Source organism: Synechococcus sp. BMK-MC-1 (assembly GCF_014279955.1).
Lineage (GTDB): Bacteria > Cyanobacteriota > Cyanobacteriia > PCC-6307 > Cyanobiaceae > Synechococcus_C.
This window is the reverse complement of record NZ_CP047939.1, coordinates 386204-405538: the sequence shown is the minus strand read 5'-3', so window position 1 is coordinate 405538 and position 19335 is coordinate 386204. Positions and strand designations below refer to the sequence as shown.

The window sequence follows — 19335 nt, the reverse complement described above, 5'->3', positions numbered from 1 at the left end:
CATCAAGACCACAGGATTGGTAAGGTCCAATTCATGGTTCCGTTTAATCCTCTCGATTGGTTCCGGAGTTCGGGTTCCCAAGCGCGTTGCCGCCATGCCCTCTCCCATCAGCCATCCATGGAGGAGGCCGTTCGGGATGTGTCCAGCACCCTTGGGGGCAACGCCGCCGATGTTGCCCTGGTGTTTGTGTCCAGTCACTTCGCCAGTGATCTGCCTCGTTTGCTGCCCCTGCTTCAGCAGCGCTTGCACGCCAGCCACTGGCTTGGATGTCTCGGCGGTGGCGTGGTGGGCACCACCGCAGCCAACGAAGCCCATGAAGTGGAGCAGAACCCGGCGTTGAGCGTGATGCTGCTCAACCTTCCCGGAGCCGAGCTTCAGAGCGTGCAACTCAGCGGCAGCGACCTTCCAGATCTCGACGGTGCTGCGCAGCACTGGCACGAGTGGGTGGGACTGAAGCCGGGATCCAGTCGATCCCTTCTGCTGTTGATCGATCCCACATGCAGCGGCATCAATGATCTGATCAGCGGTCTGGATTACGCCTACCCCGAGGTGGACAAGATCGGTGGAATCGCCATCCCCCACAACGCGGCCCATGGCTCCCTGCTCTGCGCTGATGGCGTTGCAGCCGGGGCCGTTGCTCTGAGCATTGGCGGCGATTGGTCTCTCGACCCTGTGGTGGCGCAGGGGTGCCGACCGATTGGGCCGGTGTTTGCCATCGAACAGGCCCAGCGCAACGTGCTGCTGGAACTCAGTGATGGCGAGCGGCGCGACAGCCCCGTGGCTTGCCTGCAGCGGGTGCTTGCAGGATTGAGCGCCGAGGATCGTGAACTGGTGCAGCACTCCCTGTTTCTGGGTGTGGAGCGGCAGGAACTCTCCGCAGGGGCTGCACTGGCCAAGCTGCAACGGATCCAATCCGAGAGCGAACAGCCGGAACCACAAGCCGACGACGAGCAGGAGCGCACCTTTCTTGTGCGCAACTTGATCGGAGTGGATCCCCGCAACGGAGCCGTTGCTGTCGCCGAGCGCGTGCGCGCAGGACAGAACGTGCAATTTCAACTGCGGGAAGCGCAGGCCTCCCGCCAGGAAGCACGCCAACTGCTGCAAGCCAGCAGGGCAACCGCATCCACAAAAGCTCCTCTTTGCGGGCTGTTGTTCGCCTGCCTCGGACGAGGCAGCGGCCTGTTCGGTGGCGCTGACGGTGATGTGACCATCGCCCGAGAGGTCATCCCCGATCTCCCCATTGCCGGAAGCTTCTGCAACGGGGAGATCGGTCCCCTCGGCGGCGCGACCCATCTGCATGGTTACACCGCCTGCTGGGGCCTTCTCCGCCATGCACCGCTCGCGTCCTCACCGTCCTGATGCGTCAGCACGTCAATCCCCTCAGCAGGTTCTTTCAGCTGCCGCTGGAGCTGCCTGCTCCGGAGCAACTGTTCGATGATCCCGGCCGTCCCATCCATCTCGACATCGGCTGCGCCCGAGGGATCTGCCTGCAGGAGCTGGCCGCCCTAAGACCGGATCGCAATCACCTGGGTGTGGAAATCAGACGGCCCCTGGTGCGGTCCGCCCAGCGCGATCGGGACCGGCTGGAACGCCTCAACCTGCACTACTTGTTCTGCAACGCCAATGTGAGCCTGGAAGGGTGGATGGCCGCGCTGCCGCAGGATCGCCTGCAGCTGGTGAGCATTCAGTTTCCGGATCCCTGGTTCAAGCGGCGCCACCGCAAACGGCGCGTGCTGCAGCCCTCCCTGTTGCTGGCGATTGCCGCAACCCTGCAACCGGGGCGGGAACTGTTTGTGCAGAGTGACGTGCTGGCCGTGATCGAACCGATGGTGGCGTTGGTTGAGCTGAGCGGTTGTTTCGATCGCCCAGCCGAGGACGCCCGACCGTGGCGAGCCGACAACCCCCTGCCGGTACCCACGGAACGGGAACGCTACGTGCAGGAGCTGGGGCTTCCGGCCTATCGGGTGCTCTACCGGCGCAATCGGCAGCCACTGCCGGATCCTGAAGAGCTGGAGATTGCTTGGCAACGGGTCGATAATCCCGCCAACGACGCAGTCCCCCCGGATGGCTGAGGCTTCAGAACCGTCTCCATGGTTGCTGCGCTGGCAGGGATGTCTCCCCAGCTCGGCAGCCCAACAGAAGCGCCTCGCCAATCTGGCCGGCATCGTTTTAATCCTCCTGCTTGCAGGACTGCCCCTGGTGACGCGCACGGGGCTGGGACTGATCGTGCTGGCATGCGGTGCGCTCTGGCTGCTGTGGTCGCTCAGCAAGCCTCCCGAGCGGCTGGGTGGAATCAGCGGTTGGCTGCTGCTGTTTCTAGGTGTCGCCGTGCTGGCCACAGGCTTCTCGCCAGTTCCCGCCGCGGCCCTCAAGGGGCTGGTGAAACTGCTCAGCTACCTGGGGGTTTATGCACTGATGCGCCAGCTTCTCGACTTACGCCCTGAATGGTGGGATCGGCTGATGGCGGCTCTGCTCGGGGGATCGCTGCTGACCGATGTGCTGGCCCTGCGTCAGCTCTATGCCCCCACCGAAGAGTTGGCCCGCTGGGCCGATCCGAATTCAGTCGCCGCAGGAACAATCCGGATCTATGGCCCGCTGGGCAACCCCAATCTGCTGGCGGGCTACCTGGTGCCGATCCTGCCGCTGGCGCTGGTGGCCTGCATCCGCTGGCGCGGATGGGGCAGCCGGGCTTTTGCCGCGACCGCCTTCATCCTCGGCTGTGCGTCGGTGCTCTTCAGCTACAGCCGGGGGGGATGGCTCGCCCTTGTGGCAGCGATCGGCAGCCTGGTGCTGCTGCTGGTGCTTCGCGCCATTCGCCACTGGCCCCCACTCTGGAAACGACTGGTGCCCCTGGCCCTGCTGGGAGCCGGGGGGCTTCTGCTGGCCCTAGCCGTCACCCAGGTGGACCCGATCCGCACCCGGGTGATGAGCCTGCTTGCCGGACGCGGCGACAGCTCCAACAACTTCCGGATCAATGTGTGGCTGGCTGCGATCGACATGATCCAAGACCGCCCCTGGTTGGGGATCGGTCCGGGGAACGCCGCCTTCAACAGCGTCTACCCCCTCTATCAACAACCGAAGTTCAATGCCCTGAGCGCCTACTCCGTGCCACTGGAACTTCTGGTGGAAACAGGCATTCCCGGCCTGATCGCCTGCATCGGCCTCGCCCTTGCCAGCCTGCGCAGAGGCTTGAGAGCGCTGGCGTCCGATGCGGATCTGGCCTTGCCCTGCATCGGCTGCCTTGCCGCGATCATTGGGCTTCTGGTGCATGGCGCTGCCGACACGATCTTCTTCCGCCCCGAAGTGCAGATCACTGGATGGTTCTGTTTGGCCACCCTCAGCCAATGCCGGCAGAAGGCATGACTGACGTTCCGACAAGCACCTCCCTGGTTCTGGCCGGATTCGATGCAGGCCAGACCCATTGCCGCTGCCGGCTCAGTCGCTGGACCCATGAGGGCTGGCATGTCTTGGGCGAAGGCACGGGCACGGGCGTCAGCCATCTGGATGCCTCGGGCGGCGAGGAACGCTTCCGGGAAGCCATCCGCTCAAGCCTGCATGCCGCATGGCCCGATCACCACGACGAGCCCCTCGCCGCTGCAGCGGTTGGCGCCAGTGGCGTGGAGGCCGGCACAGGTTTGCAGGCCCGTGCCGCATCCCTGCTCCGCGAGGTGGTCCATCTCCCCGAGGATCGCTGCGTCGCCACAGGCGATGAACGCACCGCCCTGCGCGGCGCCTTCGCCGAGCAAGCGGGAATCGTGCTGATCAGTGGCACGGGAATGATCGTGGTGGGACGCAACACCCTTGGCGAAGAACAACGCTGCGGCGGCTGGGGCTGGCGCCTTGATGGTGCAGGCTCAGCCTTCGACCTCGGGCACCAGGGCCTGCAGGTGAGCCTGCGCATGGCCGATGGACGACTGGCGGATGGACCGTTACGCCAATCGCTGTGGGAAAAGCTCGGCTGCCGGTCGGCCAACGACCTCAAAACCCTGGTGGTGCAGCCAGATCATCAGCCTGCCGATCTGGCACGCCTGGCACCGCTGGTGGACGCGGCCGCCGCCCAGGGAGATCGCGAAGCCCAGCGCATCCTTGATCGATCGGCATTCGCTCTGGCCGAAGCCGCCGGCGCTGTGGCCAGGACGCTGCACCTGAAGACCCCCAACCTTTGCGCCCACGGAGGCGCACTCTTGAATCTCACGGAATTCAAGGGCGCCGTGCGCCGGGCGGTGCAGGAGCACCTACCCGGTGCTCGCTGGACCCAGCCCCTGGGCGACGCCTGTGATGGCGCCCTGGCCTTGGCCCGCGATTGCTGTCAGCTCAAGCCGCATTGAGGTGCTGGTCCGCCGCTTCAGCCAGGCGCTGGGTCCAGTGCTCAACGGCCTTGGGATCGGCCGCCTCCACCATCACCCGCAGGAGTGGCTCGGTGCCACTGGCCCGCACCAGCACACGCCCATCGCCCGCCATGCTGCGCTCAGCCTCCTGCACGAGTGCGGTGAGGGATTGGCAGTCTGCCCAGGCCTTGCGCCGTGAACGCTCAGGCACCCGCACATTCACCAGCTTCTGGGGATAGGCCTCAAAGCTGCGATCCAACCAATCGGCCAGGGTGATCCCCTGGCCATGGCAAAGGCTGGCCAATTGCAGGGCCGTCAGCACCCCATCACCGGAAAGCCCGTGGGCGGAGGAAAGAATGTGCCCGGATTGCTCCCCACCAAGTGCCGCACCACTGCGGACCATGGCGGCGTGCACATGCTGATCACCCACTGGAGTGCGATCAAGCTGCCCACCTCGCGCCTGCCAGGCCCGCTCAAATCCCAGATTGGACATCACCGTGGCCACCAGTCTCTGGTCGGGGAGCACGCCGCTGTCCTGCAGGGCCGAACCCCAGAGGAAAAGCACATGGTCGCCATCAACGATGCGGCCCCGGCCATCCACCGCCAACATCCGATCGGCATCGCCATCAAAGGCGAAGCCCATGGCCGCCCCACGCTCCAGCACGGCCCGCCGCAAGGGCTCGAGATGGGTGGACCCGCAATCAACATTGATCCGCTCCCCGTCGGCCTCGCCATGGAGCACCGTGACATCAGCGCCGAGCTCGGAGAACACCGCGGCGCCGCAGGCTGTGGCCGAGCCCCAGCACAGATCCAGCACAATCGGCACACCATCCAGCCGCTGATGGCGCACGCTGCTGAGAAGGTCCTGTTTGTAGAGATCGAGGAGATCAGAGCGCTGGTGGGATGCACCGAACGCATGGGCTTGCGCTGACGCTGGCTCCTCACCGCGCAAACCGGCTTCGATGCGCGACTGCAGAGCAGAGCCAAGCTTGCTGCCATCGGCACCGAACACCTTGATGCCGTTGTCCTCCGGTGGGTTGTGGCTGGCGGACACCATCAAGCCACCGGCTGCTCCAAACCGGCGAATCAGGCCGGGGACTGCCGGGGTGGGACAGAGCCCAAGGGTCCAGACCTCGCGCCCGGCTGCGGTCAGACCGGCCGCGAGTGCAGAGACGAGCATGGATCCACTCGTGCGGGAATCCATCCCGATCAGCACGGGGCCATCCGCGGGGAGAACCCGCCCGCACCAGAAACCCACCTGCAAAGCCAGCGTGGAGGTGATGGCCGAACCGACATGGCCCCGCAGGCCATCGGTGCCAAAACTCACCTGGGCCGGATCAGGACAATCCAGGGGATGGAATGCAGGTGAGGCCATGGAGTCTCATTGATGGAATGAACCTTAAAAGGCCCGACAGCGTTAGTCCTTCAACGCAAGGACAGGCCCATAGCTGCACGCCAGAGGTTCAACGCCAGCGCTGGGGGAGCAAAAGAATGGCAACCAGTTCCAGCAATGCCCAGGCGCCAACCAACAGCACCACCCATCCAGGCAGCCACTGCAACGGCCAGAGCCAACGCATCCCCCACACCACAAGGGCTACACAGCAGACGCTCAAGCAACGCAGTCGCTGCCGCCGCCCGGGGCGGGGCGTGCGCGGATCCGCACCCATCCATTGCCTGCCACTGGGCACAGAATGGCAGCAGCTCAGAGAGCCTGTGTGAGTGCTGGACCGACGCGCGGACTTCTGCTCCTCGGAGGCACGTCGATTCTCACGCTGATGGCGATCGTGGGCGGGCAGCGGTTGCTGCGTCAGCGAGCCATCGCTGTGACCCCTCGGATGGACAGCGCCCAGGTGTGGGCGCGCTATCGCTGGTCGCTTGACCCGGTGCAGCGCAGGGAAGCGGCCCTGCTCCTGGCCAGCCGCAGCAAAGACTCGCCACAACGCCAGCGGCGGTTGCTCGCCGGCCAGGGGTGGGGACCGGCGCCCCTGGCCGCCGTGGCGCTCAAGCAGCAAGCCCTGGCCGCTCAACGGCTGGGCCGGCCTTCAGAAGCAAAACAGCGCTGGCGCAGCCTGCTCGAGCGCTTCCCCACCAGCGCTGCCAGCGCCGATGCCCGTTACTACCTCAAGGGCAAGGACGCGCAGCTGAAGCAACAACTGCTGTCCCAGCAGCCTGCCCATCCCGCCACCCTCGCGGCGGCTGCAGAACTCCCCGATGACGCCAACCAGGACACCCTTCAGGCCAACGCCTTGCACCTGGCACGCTGGGGGCCCCGCTGGCCAGGTGCGGCCAGCCTCATGCGCCGCAGCTGCGGGACGATCAGTGGCATCGGACTCTTGCAAGAGCAACGGCTCAGCCTGGCCTCAGCCCTGGCCGAACTCGGCGATGGCCAGGCCGCGGAGCTCTGCCTTCAGGGCACTCCGCTGCAACCGCCCCAGGCACTGATCATCGGCCGCACTCTGCTGCGCGGAACCCCAGCCCAGAAACGTCGCGGGGAGGCGCTGCTTCTCGACTTGGCCAATGCCCATCCTCAATCCGAGGAAGCCCTTAAGGCCGCGGCTCTCCTCAGTGAGCCACTGAGGCCCAAGCAAGCGCTGCTGGATGGGCTGCCGCTGTCGCTGCAAGAGCGTTCAGCCGATGTGGCCGCAGCCCGCGTCCGCCTGAACGGCAACCGAAACGGGCTGGAGGTCTTGAAACGATGGCCGGATCACCCAGCGATCTGGCAGCTGCAATGGGATCTGGCCCGCAGCGCGTTATTGGAAGGCCAGTGGAACCAGGCCCTCAGCGTTCTCAACACCATCCCCGGGAACAAGCTGCCCGATCCCCTGGCCGCACGGCAGCAGTTCTGGATCGGCTTCAGTCTGGCCAAGCTGGGGAGACAGGAGCAGGCAGAGCGCGTCTGGGACTCCTTGGTGAAGGACTATCCCCCTGGGTACTACACCTGGCGAGCCGAAGCCCGACTCGGCGGCGGCGATCTGCCAGCCCTGAGGGGGGAGACGGCTGCCGCTGCAACCCGAACCATCAAGGCCAACAACACGGGGATGGGCCAGGGCTGGAGCCCTCTGAACAGCGGCATTCCATTGGTGGATCAACTCTGGAGACTGGGATTGCGCCAGGAGGCCTGGGACACCTGGCGCAGCAGCCAAGCCGACGTCAAACCCTCTCCCCAGAGCCAGCTGATCGAAGGGCGGCTGCGCCTGGGCGTGCAGGACTACTGGACAGGCCTGAATCGGTTGTGGAGGGCCAATCTGCGGCTGGTTGCGCCCGATGACGAAACGCAGCTGCAGCTGCACCAGAGCCAGCATCCGCGACCTCTTCTTCCTGAGTTCAGCGCCGCAGCGCAGCAGGAAGCGGTGCGCCTGGAATTGCTTCTGGCGATCGCCCGTCAGGAATCGCGCTTTTCCCCGGGCGTGCGCTCACCGGTGGGCGCCGTGGGCCTGTTGCAGCTGATGCCGGCCACGGCTGCGGAGATGGCGGCCGCTCCCATCAGCGACGACGACCTTCAAGAACCCGGTCGCAACACAATCCTGGGCGCGCGCTACCTGGCCTGGTTACTCGAGGAGTGGCAGGGCAACATCTGGCTCACCGCCGCCAGCTACAACGCCGGACCAGGAGCCGCTGGTTCGTGGCGGACTGAGGAACTCGCCCAAGATCCAGAACTTTGGGTTGAACGGATTCCTTACCCGGAGACGAGGCTTTACACCAAGAAGGTGCTTGGAAATCTCTGGGCTTATCTCAAACCGGACTGGGAAGGTCGTGACCGATCCAGATCCCGCTGATCACAATCAAGGCCAGCCAGAAGGCTGTGATCTGGGGAGCCGGCACCACCTTGATCCTGGTGAGATCCAGCCGAGCCAGAAGGGTGGCAGACGCCAGAATCAACACATCAGAGAGCAGGCTGAGACTGAGCACGTACAAACCAACGGTGATCACCAAGGTGAGCGTGACCACCAGGCTGAGCACCCGACTGGAGGCCATCAGCAAGGAGAGTTGACGCAGCAGCAGATCCGGCATTGTGCAGATCACCACCACCGCGAACGCCTGAATCAGCTCGATCGTCCAGAACACGTTGACACTCATCTGATGGGCCTTCGAAAGCCAGGCTTCCTGTATGGCCCAGTGGTGACCGAGGAACAACGACACACCGAAAAGCACAAGGAGCAAGGGAGCTCTGAGGGGCAGCAGCAGAAAGCGCAGAAGAGGCATCAGCGTGGCGGGATTCCCTGATGGATAGACCGGATAGCGATGCAGAATTCGCGACTAAACGCTAGCAACACCAGCTGGTTTGTCCTGTCAAGATGAGGGTCGATCCCTCTCCTGGATGACTGGCACTCCCGAGAGCACAAGCCTCACATCCCTGCAGAAAGGTCTTCTGCTCGTGTCGGCCATTGCGTTAGCCGTGAGTTTGTTTCTGGTGCGCAATGGAGGGATCACGGAATCACCTCTCGACCAGCTGGCGCGCCGCTCGCTGGCACCAGAGGTGGCCCTCAGCAATGGCAAGCCCACGATTCTGGAGTTCTACGCCGATTGGTGCGAGGTCTGCCGGGAGATGGCTCCCGCCATGCTGGCGATGGAAAACGCCCACGCAGGCGAACTCGACGTGGTACTAGTGAACATCGACAACCCTCGCTGGCTCGACCTCACCGACCGCTACGACGTGACGGGGATTCCTCAGCTCAACCTTTTCGCTGCTGACGGAGACCTGCGGGGCCGCTCCCTCGGTGGCCGCACGGAAGGCGAGCTGAACACCCTGGCCGCCGCGCTGGTGACGAACGCCCCATTGCCAAAACTGACAGGCGTTGGCGGCAGCAGCCCTCTGCCAGAGCCGGCCTCGATGGCCTCCGCAGCCGGACCCCGCAGCCATTCCTAGACCTGCGCAGCCATTCCCAGGCAGACCGGCCATGATCGACGCACGCCTGTTACCCAATCCGACGTGACCATGGATCCCCGCTTCCGCGTCGACCTGATCGCTGCAACGCCAAACCCCCAGCAGTGCGTTTACGCCGGCATGCATCAGGACTACAGCGAGGGGTTTGTGGCTGCCGACCGCGCCGACTGGCCTGACGAAACCAAAGCCGGCGAGATCTGCGTGAAGCGTCTTCTGGCCGGAGAGCGCGGTCACTACGGTCCGCTCGAGCACGCCCAGATCGTGCTGAATGTGGGCTGGTTTCCGCACTCGGTGATGCAGCAGGCCCGCACCCACCGGGTGGGGGTGAGCTTCGATGTGCAATCGATGCGCTACACCGGCGATCGCATTGCCAGGGCTGCCGATGGCGACCTGGACCTGGAGGATGTTTTCTATCTCAGGCCAGTGGGGGATTACAGCGATCGCCAGGGCAAGAAATATCACTACAGCTCAGAGTTAAGACAACAAGATCTGGAGCTGTGCAGGCAGGCGGCGGTCCGCTATCGGGATCTGCTTCAAGCTGGATTCGCAGAAGAGCACGCCCGGGGGATTCTCCCGTTTGATTACCGCCAGCACTTCGTGGTGAGCTTCAGCTTGCGCGCTTTTCTGCACTTCATGGATCTGCGCGCCAAGCTCGATGCCCAGCAGGAAATCCGTGAACTCTGTGATTTGCTCTGGCCGCACCTGCAAACCTGGGCCCCTGAGTTCGCAGCCTGGTACGAAAAAAGTCGACTCCATAAAGCGAGGCTGGCGCCCTGAAGGCAAGGCTCCCGCAGGCTTTTAAACCTTGGCCAGGGTGACCCGCTCGGGCTGATGCTGATACTTGCCTTGGCGGTCGCTGTAGGTGGTGTCGCAGGGATCACCTTCAAAGAACAGCAACTGGCAGATGCCTTCATTGGCGTAAATGCGGCAATCAGCCCCTGAGCTATTGCTGAACTCCAGGGTGAGATGTCCTTCCCAGCTCGCTTCCGCCGGCGTGGTGTTCACAATGATGCCCAAGCGGGCATAGGTGCTCTTGCCAAGGCAGATCACCGTGATGTTGGGCGGCACCTTCATCTTTTCCAGCGCCACACCAAGCCCATAGGAGTGGGCCGGGAGGATGAAGTAATCACCATCCTCGTCGTGGTGAAGCTCGGTGGGTTCCAAATTGGCAGGGTTGAACCGCTTGGGATTCATCACCGTGCCGGGCACGTGCTTGAAGATCAGAAACTCCTGCGGCGAAAGGCGCAGGTCGTAGCCATACGACGAGCAACCAAAACTGAGCACCGGGCGGAGCTTTTGGTCCGGCTCTAGATGCCGGACCAGTCCCGATTGAAACGGCTCCAGCATCCCCTGAGCCGCTTGCTCGGTGATCCAGCGATCGTTTTTCAGCATCAGAACCCTGTGCGCAATTCCGTGACCTGATCAGCCAGAGCCATCAGCGAGTCGGGGATGGATGGCCCCGTGATGATCACATCCATCGATGCCGGACGCTGCTCCAGACGACACAGCACCTCCTGTTCATCGAGGTAGCCGAAGGCAATCGCCAAACCGAGCTCATCCAGCACCAGCTGATCAAGATCTCCCCGACTGAGATGGGTGGAGCAGGCGCTCCAGATTGATTGCACCGCATCCACAACCGCTGATTCCGCTTGGGCAGCAGGCTGGGACAAACACTCGAGCACGGCCGGACGCATCCAGATCAGACGGTCACACAGCGTGACCGCCGCATCAGGCCCCTGCACCACACCGCCTTTGAGGAACTGGGCCACCATCACCCGGCTCCCCAGCCCTGCGCTGCGCAGAGACTGGCTTAACACGGTCCCGTAACTACCGCGGTACGGGGCCGTGTGAACCTGCAGCTGTCCTTCCGGCGCCACCAGGTGTAGCGGTGACCGCGGCTCCAAGGCAGGCAGGCCGCGCAGACCGGCTTGCTCCAGCGTCCGGTGGTCCGCACTGCGGACGTCTCGGGCTCGGTGGCTGGGGCTCAGGCTGGTGGTCATCTCGTTCGCTGGCGTCAGGGCTGGTGTCCAGACGGCCCAGCAGAGTTCGAATCTAGCGGTGCGGATCCGATCCACAAGCCCTTTGACACCATCCATGGTGTCTTGGCCCATGGTGTACCGGTCCAACTGGCAGGCTCAAGCAAGCCATCGTCGCCAGGCATGAACACCACCTCCCGCAAGGACGGACGCCAAGCATCCGCACTCAGGCCCTTCGCCGTTGAATGGGATCCCATGGGCTTCGCCCTCAGCTCCGTGATCGTGCGCACCGGCCGAACCGCTGTGCTCTGCAGCGTTTGCCATGAAGAAGGCGTGCCCCGTTGGCGCCGTGACCAGGGCCTCGGCTGGCTCAGCGCGGAATACCGGCTGCTTCCGGGGTCCACCCCCGAACGCCAGCGACGGGAATGGCTCAAGCTCTCCGGCCGCACCCAGGAGATTCAACGCCTGATCGGTCGCAGCTTGCGCGCAGCACTCTCCATGGAGGCACTTGGGGAGAACACCCTGCTGATCGACTGCGACGTGATTCAGGCTGATGCGGGCACACGCACGGCCTCGGTCACTGGAGCCTGGCTTGCCCTGCAGAACGCCTGTGAATCTCTCGTGAAGCAGGGAGTGCTGCAGAGCAATCCGGTCTGCTCCCAGGTGGCAGCCGTTTCGGTGGGACTGCTCGGAGGCGAGGCCCTGCTTGATCTGGATTACAGCGAGGATTCCCAGGCTGACGTGGACCTCAACGTGGTGATGAATGACAGTGGCGAGCTGCTGGAACTTCAGGGCACAGCGGAAGGCAAAGCCTTCAGCAGACAGCAACTGAACCTGCTCCTCGACCGCGCGGAGCCTGGACTGAAGCAACTAATGGACGCCCAGAAGGAAGCGCTACGACTGCGCTGAGCCCCTGGAACCGTGTGCGTTGCTACAGGGTGGGAATCGATCGCTCCTTAATTTCCTTGAAGCGAGGTGCTGGCCATGCCCGAAGTAATCCGCGGCTTCAGCCGCACAGTGCCCCAGCAGGGCCGCATGGGCAACGTGAGCCTCGCCAACGCACCCGCTCCCACCAGCAGAACCCTGTTGGAGGTGATCCGCGACCTCGACGGTGCCAACACGGAGCTGATCGAACGCAACAAGACCATTTTCTTCCCCGGCGATCCGGCGGAAAAGGTGTATCTGATCCGCCGAGGTGCAGTGCGCCTCTCTCGCGTTTATGAGTCAGGGGAAGAGATCACCGTGGCGCTGCTTCGAGAGAACAGCCTGTTCGGTGTGCTCTCCCTGCTCACCGGCCATCGCTCTGATCGCTTCTACCACTCCGTGGCCTTCACGAGAGTGGAAATGGTCACGGCTCCCGCCACCTCGGTCCGCCAAGCCATCGAAGCCGATACCTCGGTTGGACTGCTCTTGCTGCAGGGACTCTCAAGCCGAATCCTCCAAACGGAGACCATGATCGAGACGCTCACCCACCGCGATATGTCGTCCCGCCTGGTGAGTTTTCTGCTGGTGCTTTGCCGCGACTTCGGCATTCCTGGAAGCCAGGGGATCACCATCGATCTGCGACTGTCGCATCAAGCCATCGCCGAGGCCATCGGATCCACCCGAGTCACGATCACTCGTCTGCTCGGAGACCTTCGCAATTCAGGGCTTGTGGAGATTGACCGCAAAAAAATCACGGTTCTCGATCCAATTGCCCTGGCCAAACGCTTCAGTTGAACGTTGGACAGGTGAAGATAGCGGCGTTCCAGCTGCACGCCCTGCGATGAATTCTCTGTGACCGGCTGGTTACTGCTGCTGTCATTGCTGGTGCTTGGGGGTGTGCTCTCGACCTTGGGGGATCGCCTCGGCTCCAAGGTGGGTAAGGCACGCCTGAGCCTTTTCGGCCTGCGTCCCCGCCAGACTGCGGTGGTGATCACCGTGCTCACCGGCAGCTTGATCAGCGTCCTCTCCCTGGGGCTGATGCTGCTCGTCAGCAGGCAGTTGCGCGTCGGCCTGTTTGAGTTGAACGACCTTCAGGCGCGCCTGCGCAGCAGCCGTGCCGATCTCAAGTCCAGTCGGTCGGCACAGCGACAATCCAGACGACAACTGGAGACAGCGCGCAAGGATGAGATTGAAGTGCGTCGTCGCCTTGAGGAAGCGCGCAAACAAGCCACGGAGCTGAGAGACACCCTCAAACCCCTGCAGGAGCAAACCCGCCGGCTGGAAGCCGAGCGACAACGCCTTAGCCAGGACGTTCGCCAACGCGATGACGAAATCCGCAGAACCGACCGAGAGCTCGCCGCGGTGCGGGATCGCATTCGCTCCGGCGAAGCCGAATTGAAACAGCTGGAAGACAATCTTCTGGCCCTGCGCCGCGGCAACGTGGCCATCAGCAGTGGTCAGCCCTTGGCAACAGTCACGCTCAGGCTTGAACGCCCTGACCAGGCGCGCCAGGTCATCGACCAGGTGTTGCGGGAAGCCAATCTTCAGGCCTATCAGCAGGTTTTGCCGGGGCAAACACCCGACAAGCAGATCCTCTTGGTGCCCCGTCAGGACATCAAACGCCTGGAAGACGCCATCCGCAAACCAGGCACCTGGGTTGTGCTGCTGCGCTCGGCCGCCAACGTGCTCCAGGGGGAAACGGTTGTGTATGCCTTTCCTGAGGTCAGGCCGAACCTCACCATCACCCGCGATGGCGAGGTGCTTGCCGCAACCGCACTGGCCAGCACAGAAACATCTGCCGAGGAGGTGCGCAACAGGTTGAACCTGCTTCTGGCCTCAACACTGGCGGAGATTCAACGGCGGGGATCGATCAGCAAGGGACTGCAATTCGACTCCCAGGCGCTGAATGCGCTTGGACAGACCTTGATCGAGCGCAGCACCGGGCGGGTTGAGCTGGAGGCGGTGGCCCTTGGCGACACTGAAACAGCCGATCCCGTGGCGATTGAGCTTCGGGTGCAACGCAGCTTCCAATCCGCCCCTGCGGGGGATTCACTGTGAGCCGCATCGCCGCCCTGGATCCAGGCCGAAGCAAATGCGGGCTTGTGCTCGTTGACCTGGACTTGGGACGCGTTCTTGAAGGCCAGGTCGCACCGGCAGAGTCCGTCTTGGCAACCCTGGAGCAGTGGCGCGGTGTGGGTCCACTTGAGCGTATGGTGATCGGCAACGGCACTGCCAGTGCCCACTGGCGTGACCAACTGCCAGCGGACCTGCCACTCACCGTTGTCGACGAACGCGGCACCACCCTTGCGGCCAGACGTCGCTACTGGGAGCTCTGGCCTCCTCAAGGTTGGCGGCGACTGCTCCCTGAGGGTCTGCGCATCCCCCCCTGCGATCTCGATGCTGTCGCAGCTCTGGTGATTCTCGAGTCTGCGCTCAACTGCCGATTGCAATGGCCGGCACCGGCTCCCCTCAGAACTTGGCTCGAACCGTGAAGCTGTAATCCCCTCCGGCTTCGAGCCGGTAGTCGGATTTCACCAAAAATCGCTGCAGCGCATCCTGGATCAAGGCGCGTCCGAGCGACGGCTCAACGTTCAGTTCACCGCGGTTGAAGAACCACTGAAACTGCCAGAGAAAACCACCAGCCTGAACTTCACCTTCCAGACACTGCTCGCTGAAACTCTGGCGGTGCACCCTCAGATGGGCTGTGGTGACTGGCAACGGTGCCATCAAACCGACTCACTCTGAGCAGGGGCAAGATTCAGGGCATTGATGTGATTGCCCGCCCGCTCCAGTCCCTGACGCTGGATGCGTTCCAACCCGGCAAGAACCTCGTTTAAGACCTCCTTGAGCAAAGGCTCTTCCTCACGGCTGAATGCCCCCAGCACGTGGGACACCGTGCGCGCCCGGCGCTCCTCGGGAGAACGCCCTGGAGCGCCGATCCCAATGCGAAGACGGGCGAACTCCTGAGTACCGAGATGCTGAATGGTGCTTTTCAATCCGTTGTGGCCACCGGCACTGCCCCGGGCCCGCAAGCGCAGCCGCCCCAGGGGAAGGTCCATGTCATCGACGAGAACGATGACTTGCCCCAGATTCAAACCAAACCAGTCGAGGGTGGCGCGGATCGATCGACCGCTCTCATTCATGTAGGTGTTCGGCATCAGCAGGCGCAGCCGATCCGAGCCAGCACCCACATCGGCCAAATCACCTTGAAGCTTGGCCATGGCGCGGAAGCGAGCATGATCCCGGGCAGCGAGCTGCTCGAGAGCCATGAACCCCACGTTGTGACGCGTGGAGGCGTAACGATCACCGGGGTTACCAAGCCCCACCACCAACCGGAGGTCGCCGGACTTGATCACGATCAGTCGGTGCTGACGTCTTTTGCTGTTGGCGTGCTGTCCGTCGAGGACTCAGACGCTTCAGGAAGCCTTTCGGGCTCGGCCATGGCTTTGTTGATTTCCCGTTCAAATTCCTTGGAAGCGGATTGAAATCCCTTCAAGGTTTTTCCCAGGGTGCGACCGAGCTCCGGCAGACGTTTCGGACCGAAGACAAGCAATGCCACAGCACCAATAACGGCCATCTCAGGAAGGCCGATTCCAAACACATTCATGAGCCTGACCCGCGAAAGGGATGAGCCGACGGCAATCAGCCAGCCCCATTCCAGTTGACGTTGATGCCCTCAAGGATCAACGACTGGTTGTACAGCTGCAGGATGACGAGCAGGAAGACCAGGAACAGCACCATGAAAATTCCCATCACGGGCGTGGTACCCCAGCCAGGCACGACCTTGCCGTACTCAGAGTTCAGGGGACGGAGCAGATCGCCCAGACGAGTGCGTTGAGCCATAACGGCGCTTGGGTCTCGGGTGAAGTTCAGTCCGGATACTCTAGGGGTCCCGGCCCGGATGAGGCCGATCCTGTCGAGAGATGTGATGGAAAGTTCTTCGCCGGCTCTGTCCGTCGCGATCGCTGTTTTGGCTGCTTTGCTTGGCCTCACCGGTTTCGGGGTGTACACAGCCTTCGGTCCGCCGTCGAAACGGCTCGACGATCCCTTTGACGATCACGAGGACTGACGGACCAAGCGAACCTCCCGGAGTTCACCGGGCCTGAGCTCGATCCGGTTGGTTCCATCAGGGACCGCCCAGTCCTCCGTCAACTGCCAATGCAAGCGCTGAGCTCCGGGATTCAGCAGCTGGATCACGAGTGATAAAGCGTCTGTTGAGGGCTTGATGGCCAAGGGAATCAGCCCACCCGGAACTGCGGGAAGCCCCTGCCGGACGTGCTTCAGATCCACAGGACCATGCCACCCCGGTTCGCGGAAGCGAATGGCGGCTTGCGGCACACCATTGCGCATCCATCCCTCCGCCAATGGCATCAGAGCGATGCGCTGCCGATGCCAGCCCGCATCAGCTGAGGGGTCCGGCCAGGTGGGGCCTCTGAGCAGAGACACCCCGAGGTGATCAGGGCTTGCGTCAGCGCCCTGGGGTCCGTCGAGCAACACCGCCAGGCCACCTCCCGGAGCGGCAGGCACGCTGGCCAGCCAGGAAATCACGGGCACCTCCCAACGGGCTTTTTCCATGGGCGTGTGCAGCTTGGCGGGCCGCTCGATCACACCACCACTGGTGTCTGAGGCCCAGCGCACCGCAGGGTTCTGCAAGGGGCATTCAAGCCGCAACACCTCATGGGACTGGCGCCACTGAACGCTGAGGCGCAGCTCCACAAACGGAGCGTCAGCAGCGAGCAGCACATCAAGGCGAAGCCTGCTGTTGCCGAACTGACCGCGAAGGGTGACGCGGCCCACCAATGGGCCGCTGTCTTGCAGCTCCACCTGCCATCGCTCTGGCATGGGCAATGGATGCGTGCGGTAATCAGCGGCAAGATCCCAGGCATCCCAGAATTCACCGTGATCGCGGTAGCGGCTCAGGCGCAGTGGGGCCGCCAGATGGGAGCGTCCCTCCGCATCGCCCAAAGCGATCAAACCCTCAGGTCCAACTTCGATTGTGAGGCGAGCATTGCCCAGCCTCCAACCTCCGTCTTCGCGGGCTGTCACGCCAACGGGGTCGCGAACAGCCGTGGCGATCTGGCCAGGATCAGCCCCATGGTCGCTGCGCTCGAGCGGCACTGCACTCACGCCATCAACCACGGGCAGCTGCACCCACACGCCACCGGCGGCAGCAACCTGCACCGGCAGCTGCCGACCAGCACTGCACCAATGCCCTCGCGGCAGGCGCACAAGCGGCGACCAGAGCGGCAAGGGCTGCAGCGCACACCAGGCCCAACGCCTGGGACAGGAGCTGCCACCGCCATGGCCTGCCGTTTCAGCACCGAGGAGATGCCTCAGGCCTGCATCACGGGCCGCAGCCGCTGCGCGACGGGCCGCGCGCCACTGCGGTTCGGCCTGATCGAACACCTCAGGGATGGCGGTGCCGGGAAGAATGTCGTGGAACTGATGAAAGAGCAGAACCGACCAGGCCCAGTCCTGCCCCTCCCGGCCCAGCAGTGCCGCCACCAGATCGGCTTCCCGCAGCAGACGCTCCAGAGTTCGGTTGTGGCGTTTCTGATCGGGGCGTGAGGTGGCACAACCGCGATGCAGCTCGAGATAAAGCTCATCACGCCAAACCGGCAATCCCTCGCGCAGAGGCTCAAGGTGCTGCAAAAAACCGCGCACGGTTCCACCATCCCGAGCCGCCGCCTGGGGATGGTGCTGCCAGAGCTGGAGCTGCTCCAGCATCTCGGCCGTGGGGCCACCACCGTGGTCTCCCACACCGGGAAGCCACAACGCCCGGTCGATGCCCGTGCTCTGTTGAAATTTGAGCTGCTCAGAGTCCATGGCCACGGGATCGGCATCGGTGCCGATTCCAGGGAGCATCAGGGCCATCACCTCAGCGGAGCCACGGCCCCGCCAGCGAAACAACCTGTGGGGGAATGCATTCGTGGCGTTCCAGGCCAGTTTGTGGGTACAGAACCACTGCACGCCAGTGGCGTTGGCAACGGCAGGCAGCCCGGCAGCAAAGCCGAAGCTGTCGGGCAGCCAGGCCAGGTCATGCCGCCATTCGGGAAACTGCTGCCGACTGAAGTGCTGACCGCGGTCGAACTGTCTCCAGAGGGAGGCCGTGCTGATCAAAACGCAGTCAGTTTCGACCCAGGGGCCATTAATGGGCTCCCAACGCCCCTTGCGACTGGCGTCCTGGATCCGGGCAAACAGGGCAGGCCGATGCTGGGCCATCCAGGCGTAGAGAGCCGGTGTGGAGTGGGCGAAATGCAGATCCGGCCAACGCTCCATCAACGCCAGGGCCGATTGGAACGTCCGTTCGGCCGCCTGCCAGGTATCGGCCACGGGCCAGAGCCAGGCCAGATCCAGGTGGGCATGGCCAACCCAATGCACAACACCGCTGGCGGAGGCCTGCTCGGCGAGGTGAGCCTGCACCAACGCAGCAGCCCGGCTCGAGTCGGGCGCACAGTCGAGCCAGGACTCGGGGATTGAAGACTGCCTGAGCTGCTGAAGATCCAGCGCTTCCGGCAGCAGGCAACCGTCTGGGTCCACCTGTGGATTGCGCGGCTCCCGCACCAGCCGGCTGCTGATCAGCGCACCATCGTCATGGCATGGACTGCGCAGCTCAAGCCGAACCCGCAGTCCGGAACCGCTGCGCCAACGCTCCGGCAGAACCCAACGGCAACGGGTATCGAAGAGATCGCCGCTGTGCACGAGCACATCATCAACCCAGACCCGGACCTCATCCGCCCACCAACTGAGAACAAGACGCTCCTGCTGATGGGGACTCTGATTCCAGTGCGATGGCCAGCGGATCAGCTGCTCAATCGTCAGCCACACACCACCCCTCGGCCAGATCAGCAGCCCCCGCTCAGCCCAGTCAGGACGGTGGATGCCCCCCCAGGGGTCCGCCAGTGCAGACCGTTGCTGATGGTCACCGCGGCGGTGCCACCCAGACAGGAGATCGAGGCTGCTGCGGCGCCGAAACGTTTCAATCCACGCCAATCGCCGGGGCTGCAGAGGGTCCTGCATCATGAACTCCCATCCTTGACCCATAAGATGATGACGCTGTCCCAGACGCCGGTCGGTCTCCATGCTCGCCCTCAAGATCTCCGTTTACTCGGTCGTCTTCTTTTTCCTCGGGATCTTCGTGTTCGGCTTCCTCGCGAGCGACCCCAGCCGCACACCGAGCCGCAAGGATCTCGAAGATTGATGCCTTTCTCCTGCCCTGACA

At 63.6% G+C, this 19335-nt stretch carries 23 protein-coding genes; 14 read left to right on the top strand and 9 right to left on the bottom strand.

Features of this window, described 5'->3' with window-relative positions; genetic code table 11:
- Positions 1-33: 33 nt before the first annotated feature.
- The 4 genes from SynBMKMC1_RS02060 to SynBMKMC1_RS02045 are packed head-to-tail and all read left to right on the top strand — an operon-like array spanning position 34 to position 4328.
- Positions 34-1359, top strand: coding sequence for an FIST N-terminal domain-containing protein (locus tag SynBMKMC1_RS02060; RefSeq protein WP_186472549.1), 1326 nt, complete (start codon positions 34-36; stop codon positions 1357-1359).
- Entirely contained in the window at positions 1359-2072 is a 714-nt protein-coding gene (trmB, locus tag SynBMKMC1_RS02055) for a tRNA (guanosine(46)-N7)-methyltransferase TrmB (protein WP_186472548.1), read from the top strand. Before SynBMKMC1_RS02060 ends, trmB begins: the two co-directional genes overlap by 1 nt.
- Positions 2065-3363 carry an IctB family putative bicarbonate transporter gene (locus SynBMKMC1_RS02050; RefSeq protein WP_186472547.1) on the top strand — a complete coding sequence of 433 codons (1299 nt, stop codon included), beginning with the start codon at positions 2065-2067 and terminating at the stop codon, positions 3361-3363. Before trmB ends, SynBMKMC1_RS02050 begins: the two co-directional genes overlap by 8 nt.
- Positions 3360-4328, top strand: a complete 969-nt coding sequence (locus SynBMKMC1_RS02045; RefSeq protein WP_186472546.1) for a BadF/BadG/BcrA/BcrD ATPase family protein — start codon at positions 3360-3362, stop codon at positions 4326-4328. The genes SynBMKMC1_RS02050 and SynBMKMC1_RS02045 overlap by 4 nt, the downstream gene beginning before the upstream one ends.
- Here SynBMKMC1_RS02045 and glmM read toward each other — a convergent pair.
- Positions 4315-5703, bottom strand: coding sequence for a phosphoglucosamine mutase (gene glmM / locus SynBMKMC1_RS02040; protein ID WP_186472545.1), 1389 nt, complete (start codon positions 5701-5703; stop codon positions 4315-4317). The genes SynBMKMC1_RS02045 and glmM overlap by 14 nt on opposite strands.
- Positions 5704-5819: 116 nt before the next feature.
- On the opposite strand from glmM, the gene SynBMKMC1_RS14805 reads away from it, so the two are divergent.
- A complete protein-coding gene (locus SynBMKMC1_RS14805; RefSeq protein ID WP_222930374.1) occupies positions 5820-6047 on the top strand; it encodes a hypothetical protein in 228 nt (75 codons plus the stop codon).
- On the top strand, positions 6020-8104 hold the full coding sequence (locus SynBMKMC1_RS02030) for a lytic transglycosylase domain-containing protein (protein WP_186472544.1): 2085 nt from the start codon (positions 6020-6022) through the stop codon (positions 8102-8104). The genes SynBMKMC1_RS14805 and SynBMKMC1_RS02030 overlap by 28 nt, the downstream gene beginning before the upstream one ends.
- On the opposite strand, the gene SynBMKMC1_RS02025 is transcribed toward SynBMKMC1_RS02030, so the two are convergent.
- On the bottom strand, positions 8061-8531 hold the full coding sequence (locus SynBMKMC1_RS02025; RefSeq protein ID WP_186472543.1) for a hypothetical protein: 471 nt from the start codon (positions 8529-8531) through the stop codon (positions 8061-8063). The two genes, SynBMKMC1_RS02030 and SynBMKMC1_RS02025, sit on opposite strands and share 44 nt — an antisense overlap.
- Before the next feature lie 115 nt (positions 8532-8646).
- Between SynBMKMC1_RS02025 and SynBMKMC1_RS02020 the strand changes: the two genes are divergently transcribed.
- Complete coding sequence (locus SynBMKMC1_RS02020) at positions 8647-9195, top strand: thioredoxin domain-containing protein (RefSeq protein WP_186472542.1); 549 nt, start codon at positions 8647-8649, stop codon at positions 9193-9195.
- Between the two features lie 69 nt (positions 9196-9264).
- Entirely contained in the window at positions 9265-9990 is a 726-nt protein-coding gene (gene thyX / locus SynBMKMC1_RS02015) for an FAD-dependent thymidylate synthase (RefSeq protein ID WP_186473283.1), read from the top strand.
- A gap of 21 nt (positions 9991-10011) precedes the next feature.
- On the opposite strand, the gene dcd is transcribed toward thyX, so the two are convergent.
- Complete coding sequence (dcd, locus tag SynBMKMC1_RS02010; protein ID WP_011932248.1) at positions 10012-10605, bottom strand: dCTP deaminase; 594 nt, start codon at positions 10603-10605, stop codon at positions 10012-10014.
- Complete coding sequence (locus SynBMKMC1_RS02005; protein WP_186473282.1) at positions 10605-11213, bottom strand: cob(I)yrinic acid a,c-diamide adenosyltransferase; 609 nt, start codon at positions 11211-11213, stop codon at positions 10605-10607. Before SynBMKMC1_RS02005 ends, dcd begins: the two co-directional genes overlap by 1 nt.
- A 159-nt stretch (positions 11214-11372) precedes the next feature.
- Here SynBMKMC1_RS02005 and rph point away from each other — a divergent pair, with 159 nt between their 5' ends.
- The 4 genes from rph to SynBMKMC1_RS01985 all read left to right on the top strand — a co-directional run bounded on the left by rph (position 11373) and on the right by SynBMKMC1_RS01985 (position 14605).
- Positions 11373-12098, top strand: a complete 726-nt coding sequence (rph, locus tag SynBMKMC1_RS02000; protein ID WP_011932246.1) for a ribonuclease PH — start codon at positions 11373-11375, stop codon at positions 12096-12098.
- 75 nt (positions 12099-12173) lie between these two features.
- On the top strand, positions 12174-12908 hold the full coding sequence (ntcA, locus tag SynBMKMC1_RS01995) for a global nitrogen regulator NtcA (RefSeq protein ID WP_370593927.1): 735 nt from the start codon (positions 12174-12176) through the stop codon (positions 12906-12908).
- Between the two features lie 57 nt (positions 12909-12965).
- Positions 12966-14171, top strand: coding sequence for a DUF3084 domain-containing protein (locus SynBMKMC1_RS01990; RefSeq protein ID WP_011932244.1), 1206 nt, complete (start codon positions 12966-12968; stop codon positions 14169-14171).
- Complete coding sequence (locus tag SynBMKMC1_RS01985) at positions 14168-14605, top strand: resolvase (RefSeq protein ID WP_186472541.1); 438 nt, start codon at positions 14168-14170, stop codon at positions 14603-14605. Before SynBMKMC1_RS01990 ends, SynBMKMC1_RS01985 begins: the two co-directional genes overlap by 4 nt.
- On the opposite strand, the gene SynBMKMC1_RS01980 is transcribed toward SynBMKMC1_RS01985, so the two are convergent.
- Genes SynBMKMC1_RS01980 through psbH form a run of 4 tightly spaced genes read right to left on the bottom strand, consistent with a single transcriptional unit; the run spans position 14583 to position 15956 of the window.
- On the bottom strand, positions 14583-14840 hold the full coding sequence (locus tag SynBMKMC1_RS01980; protein ID WP_011932242.1) for a DUF3146 family protein: 258 nt from the start codon (positions 14838-14840) through the stop codon (positions 14583-14585). The two genes, SynBMKMC1_RS01985 and SynBMKMC1_RS01980, sit on opposite strands and share 23 nt — an antisense overlap.
- Positions 14840-15466, bottom strand: a complete 627-nt coding sequence (gene pth / locus SynBMKMC1_RS01975) for an aminoacyl-tRNA hydrolase (RefSeq protein WP_041428745.1) — start codon at positions 15464-15466, stop codon at positions 14840-14842. The genes SynBMKMC1_RS01980 and pth overlap by 1 nt, the downstream gene beginning before the upstream one ends.
- A 5-nt stretch (positions 15467-15471) precedes the next feature.
- Positions 15472-15720 carry a TatA/E family twin arginine-targeting protein translocase gene (locus SynBMKMC1_RS01970; RefSeq protein WP_186472540.1) on the bottom strand — a complete coding sequence of 83 codons (249 nt, stop codon included), beginning with the start codon at positions 15718-15720 and terminating at the stop codon, positions 15472-15474.
- A 35-nt stretch (positions 15721-15755) separates the two neighbouring features.
- Positions 15756-15956, bottom strand: a complete 201-nt coding sequence (psbH, locus tag SynBMKMC1_RS01965) for a photosystem II reaction center phosphoprotein PsbH (RefSeq protein ID WP_006042330.1) — start codon at positions 15954-15956, stop codon at positions 15756-15758.
- Between the two features lie 85 nt (positions 15957-16041).
- On the opposite strand from psbH, the gene psbN reads away from it, so the two are divergent.
- Positions 16042-16182, top strand: coding sequence for a photosystem II reaction center protein PsbN (gene psbN / locus SynBMKMC1_RS01960; RefSeq protein WP_011932239.1), 141 nt, complete (start codon positions 16042-16044; stop codon positions 16180-16182).
- Here the strand turns inward: psbN and SynBMKMC1_RS01955 are convergent.
- Complete coding sequence (locus SynBMKMC1_RS01955) at positions 16170-19133, bottom strand: glycoside hydrolase family 38 C-terminal domain-containing protein (RefSeq protein ID WP_255486257.1); 2964 nt, start codon at positions 19131-19133, stop codon at positions 16170-16172. The two genes, psbN and SynBMKMC1_RS01955, sit on opposite strands and share 13 nt — an antisense overlap.
- A 61-nt stretch (positions 19134-19194) precedes the next feature.
- Between SynBMKMC1_RS01955 and SynBMKMC1_RS01950 the strand changes: the two genes are divergently transcribed.
- Positions 19195-19314: a photosystem II reaction center protein I gene (locus tag SynBMKMC1_RS01950; RefSeq protein ID WP_006042333.1), complete on the top strand. Its 120-nt coding sequence runs from the start codon at positions 19195-19197 to the stop codon at positions 19312-19314.
- The last annotated feature ends 21 nt before the right edge of the window (positions 19315-19335 follow it).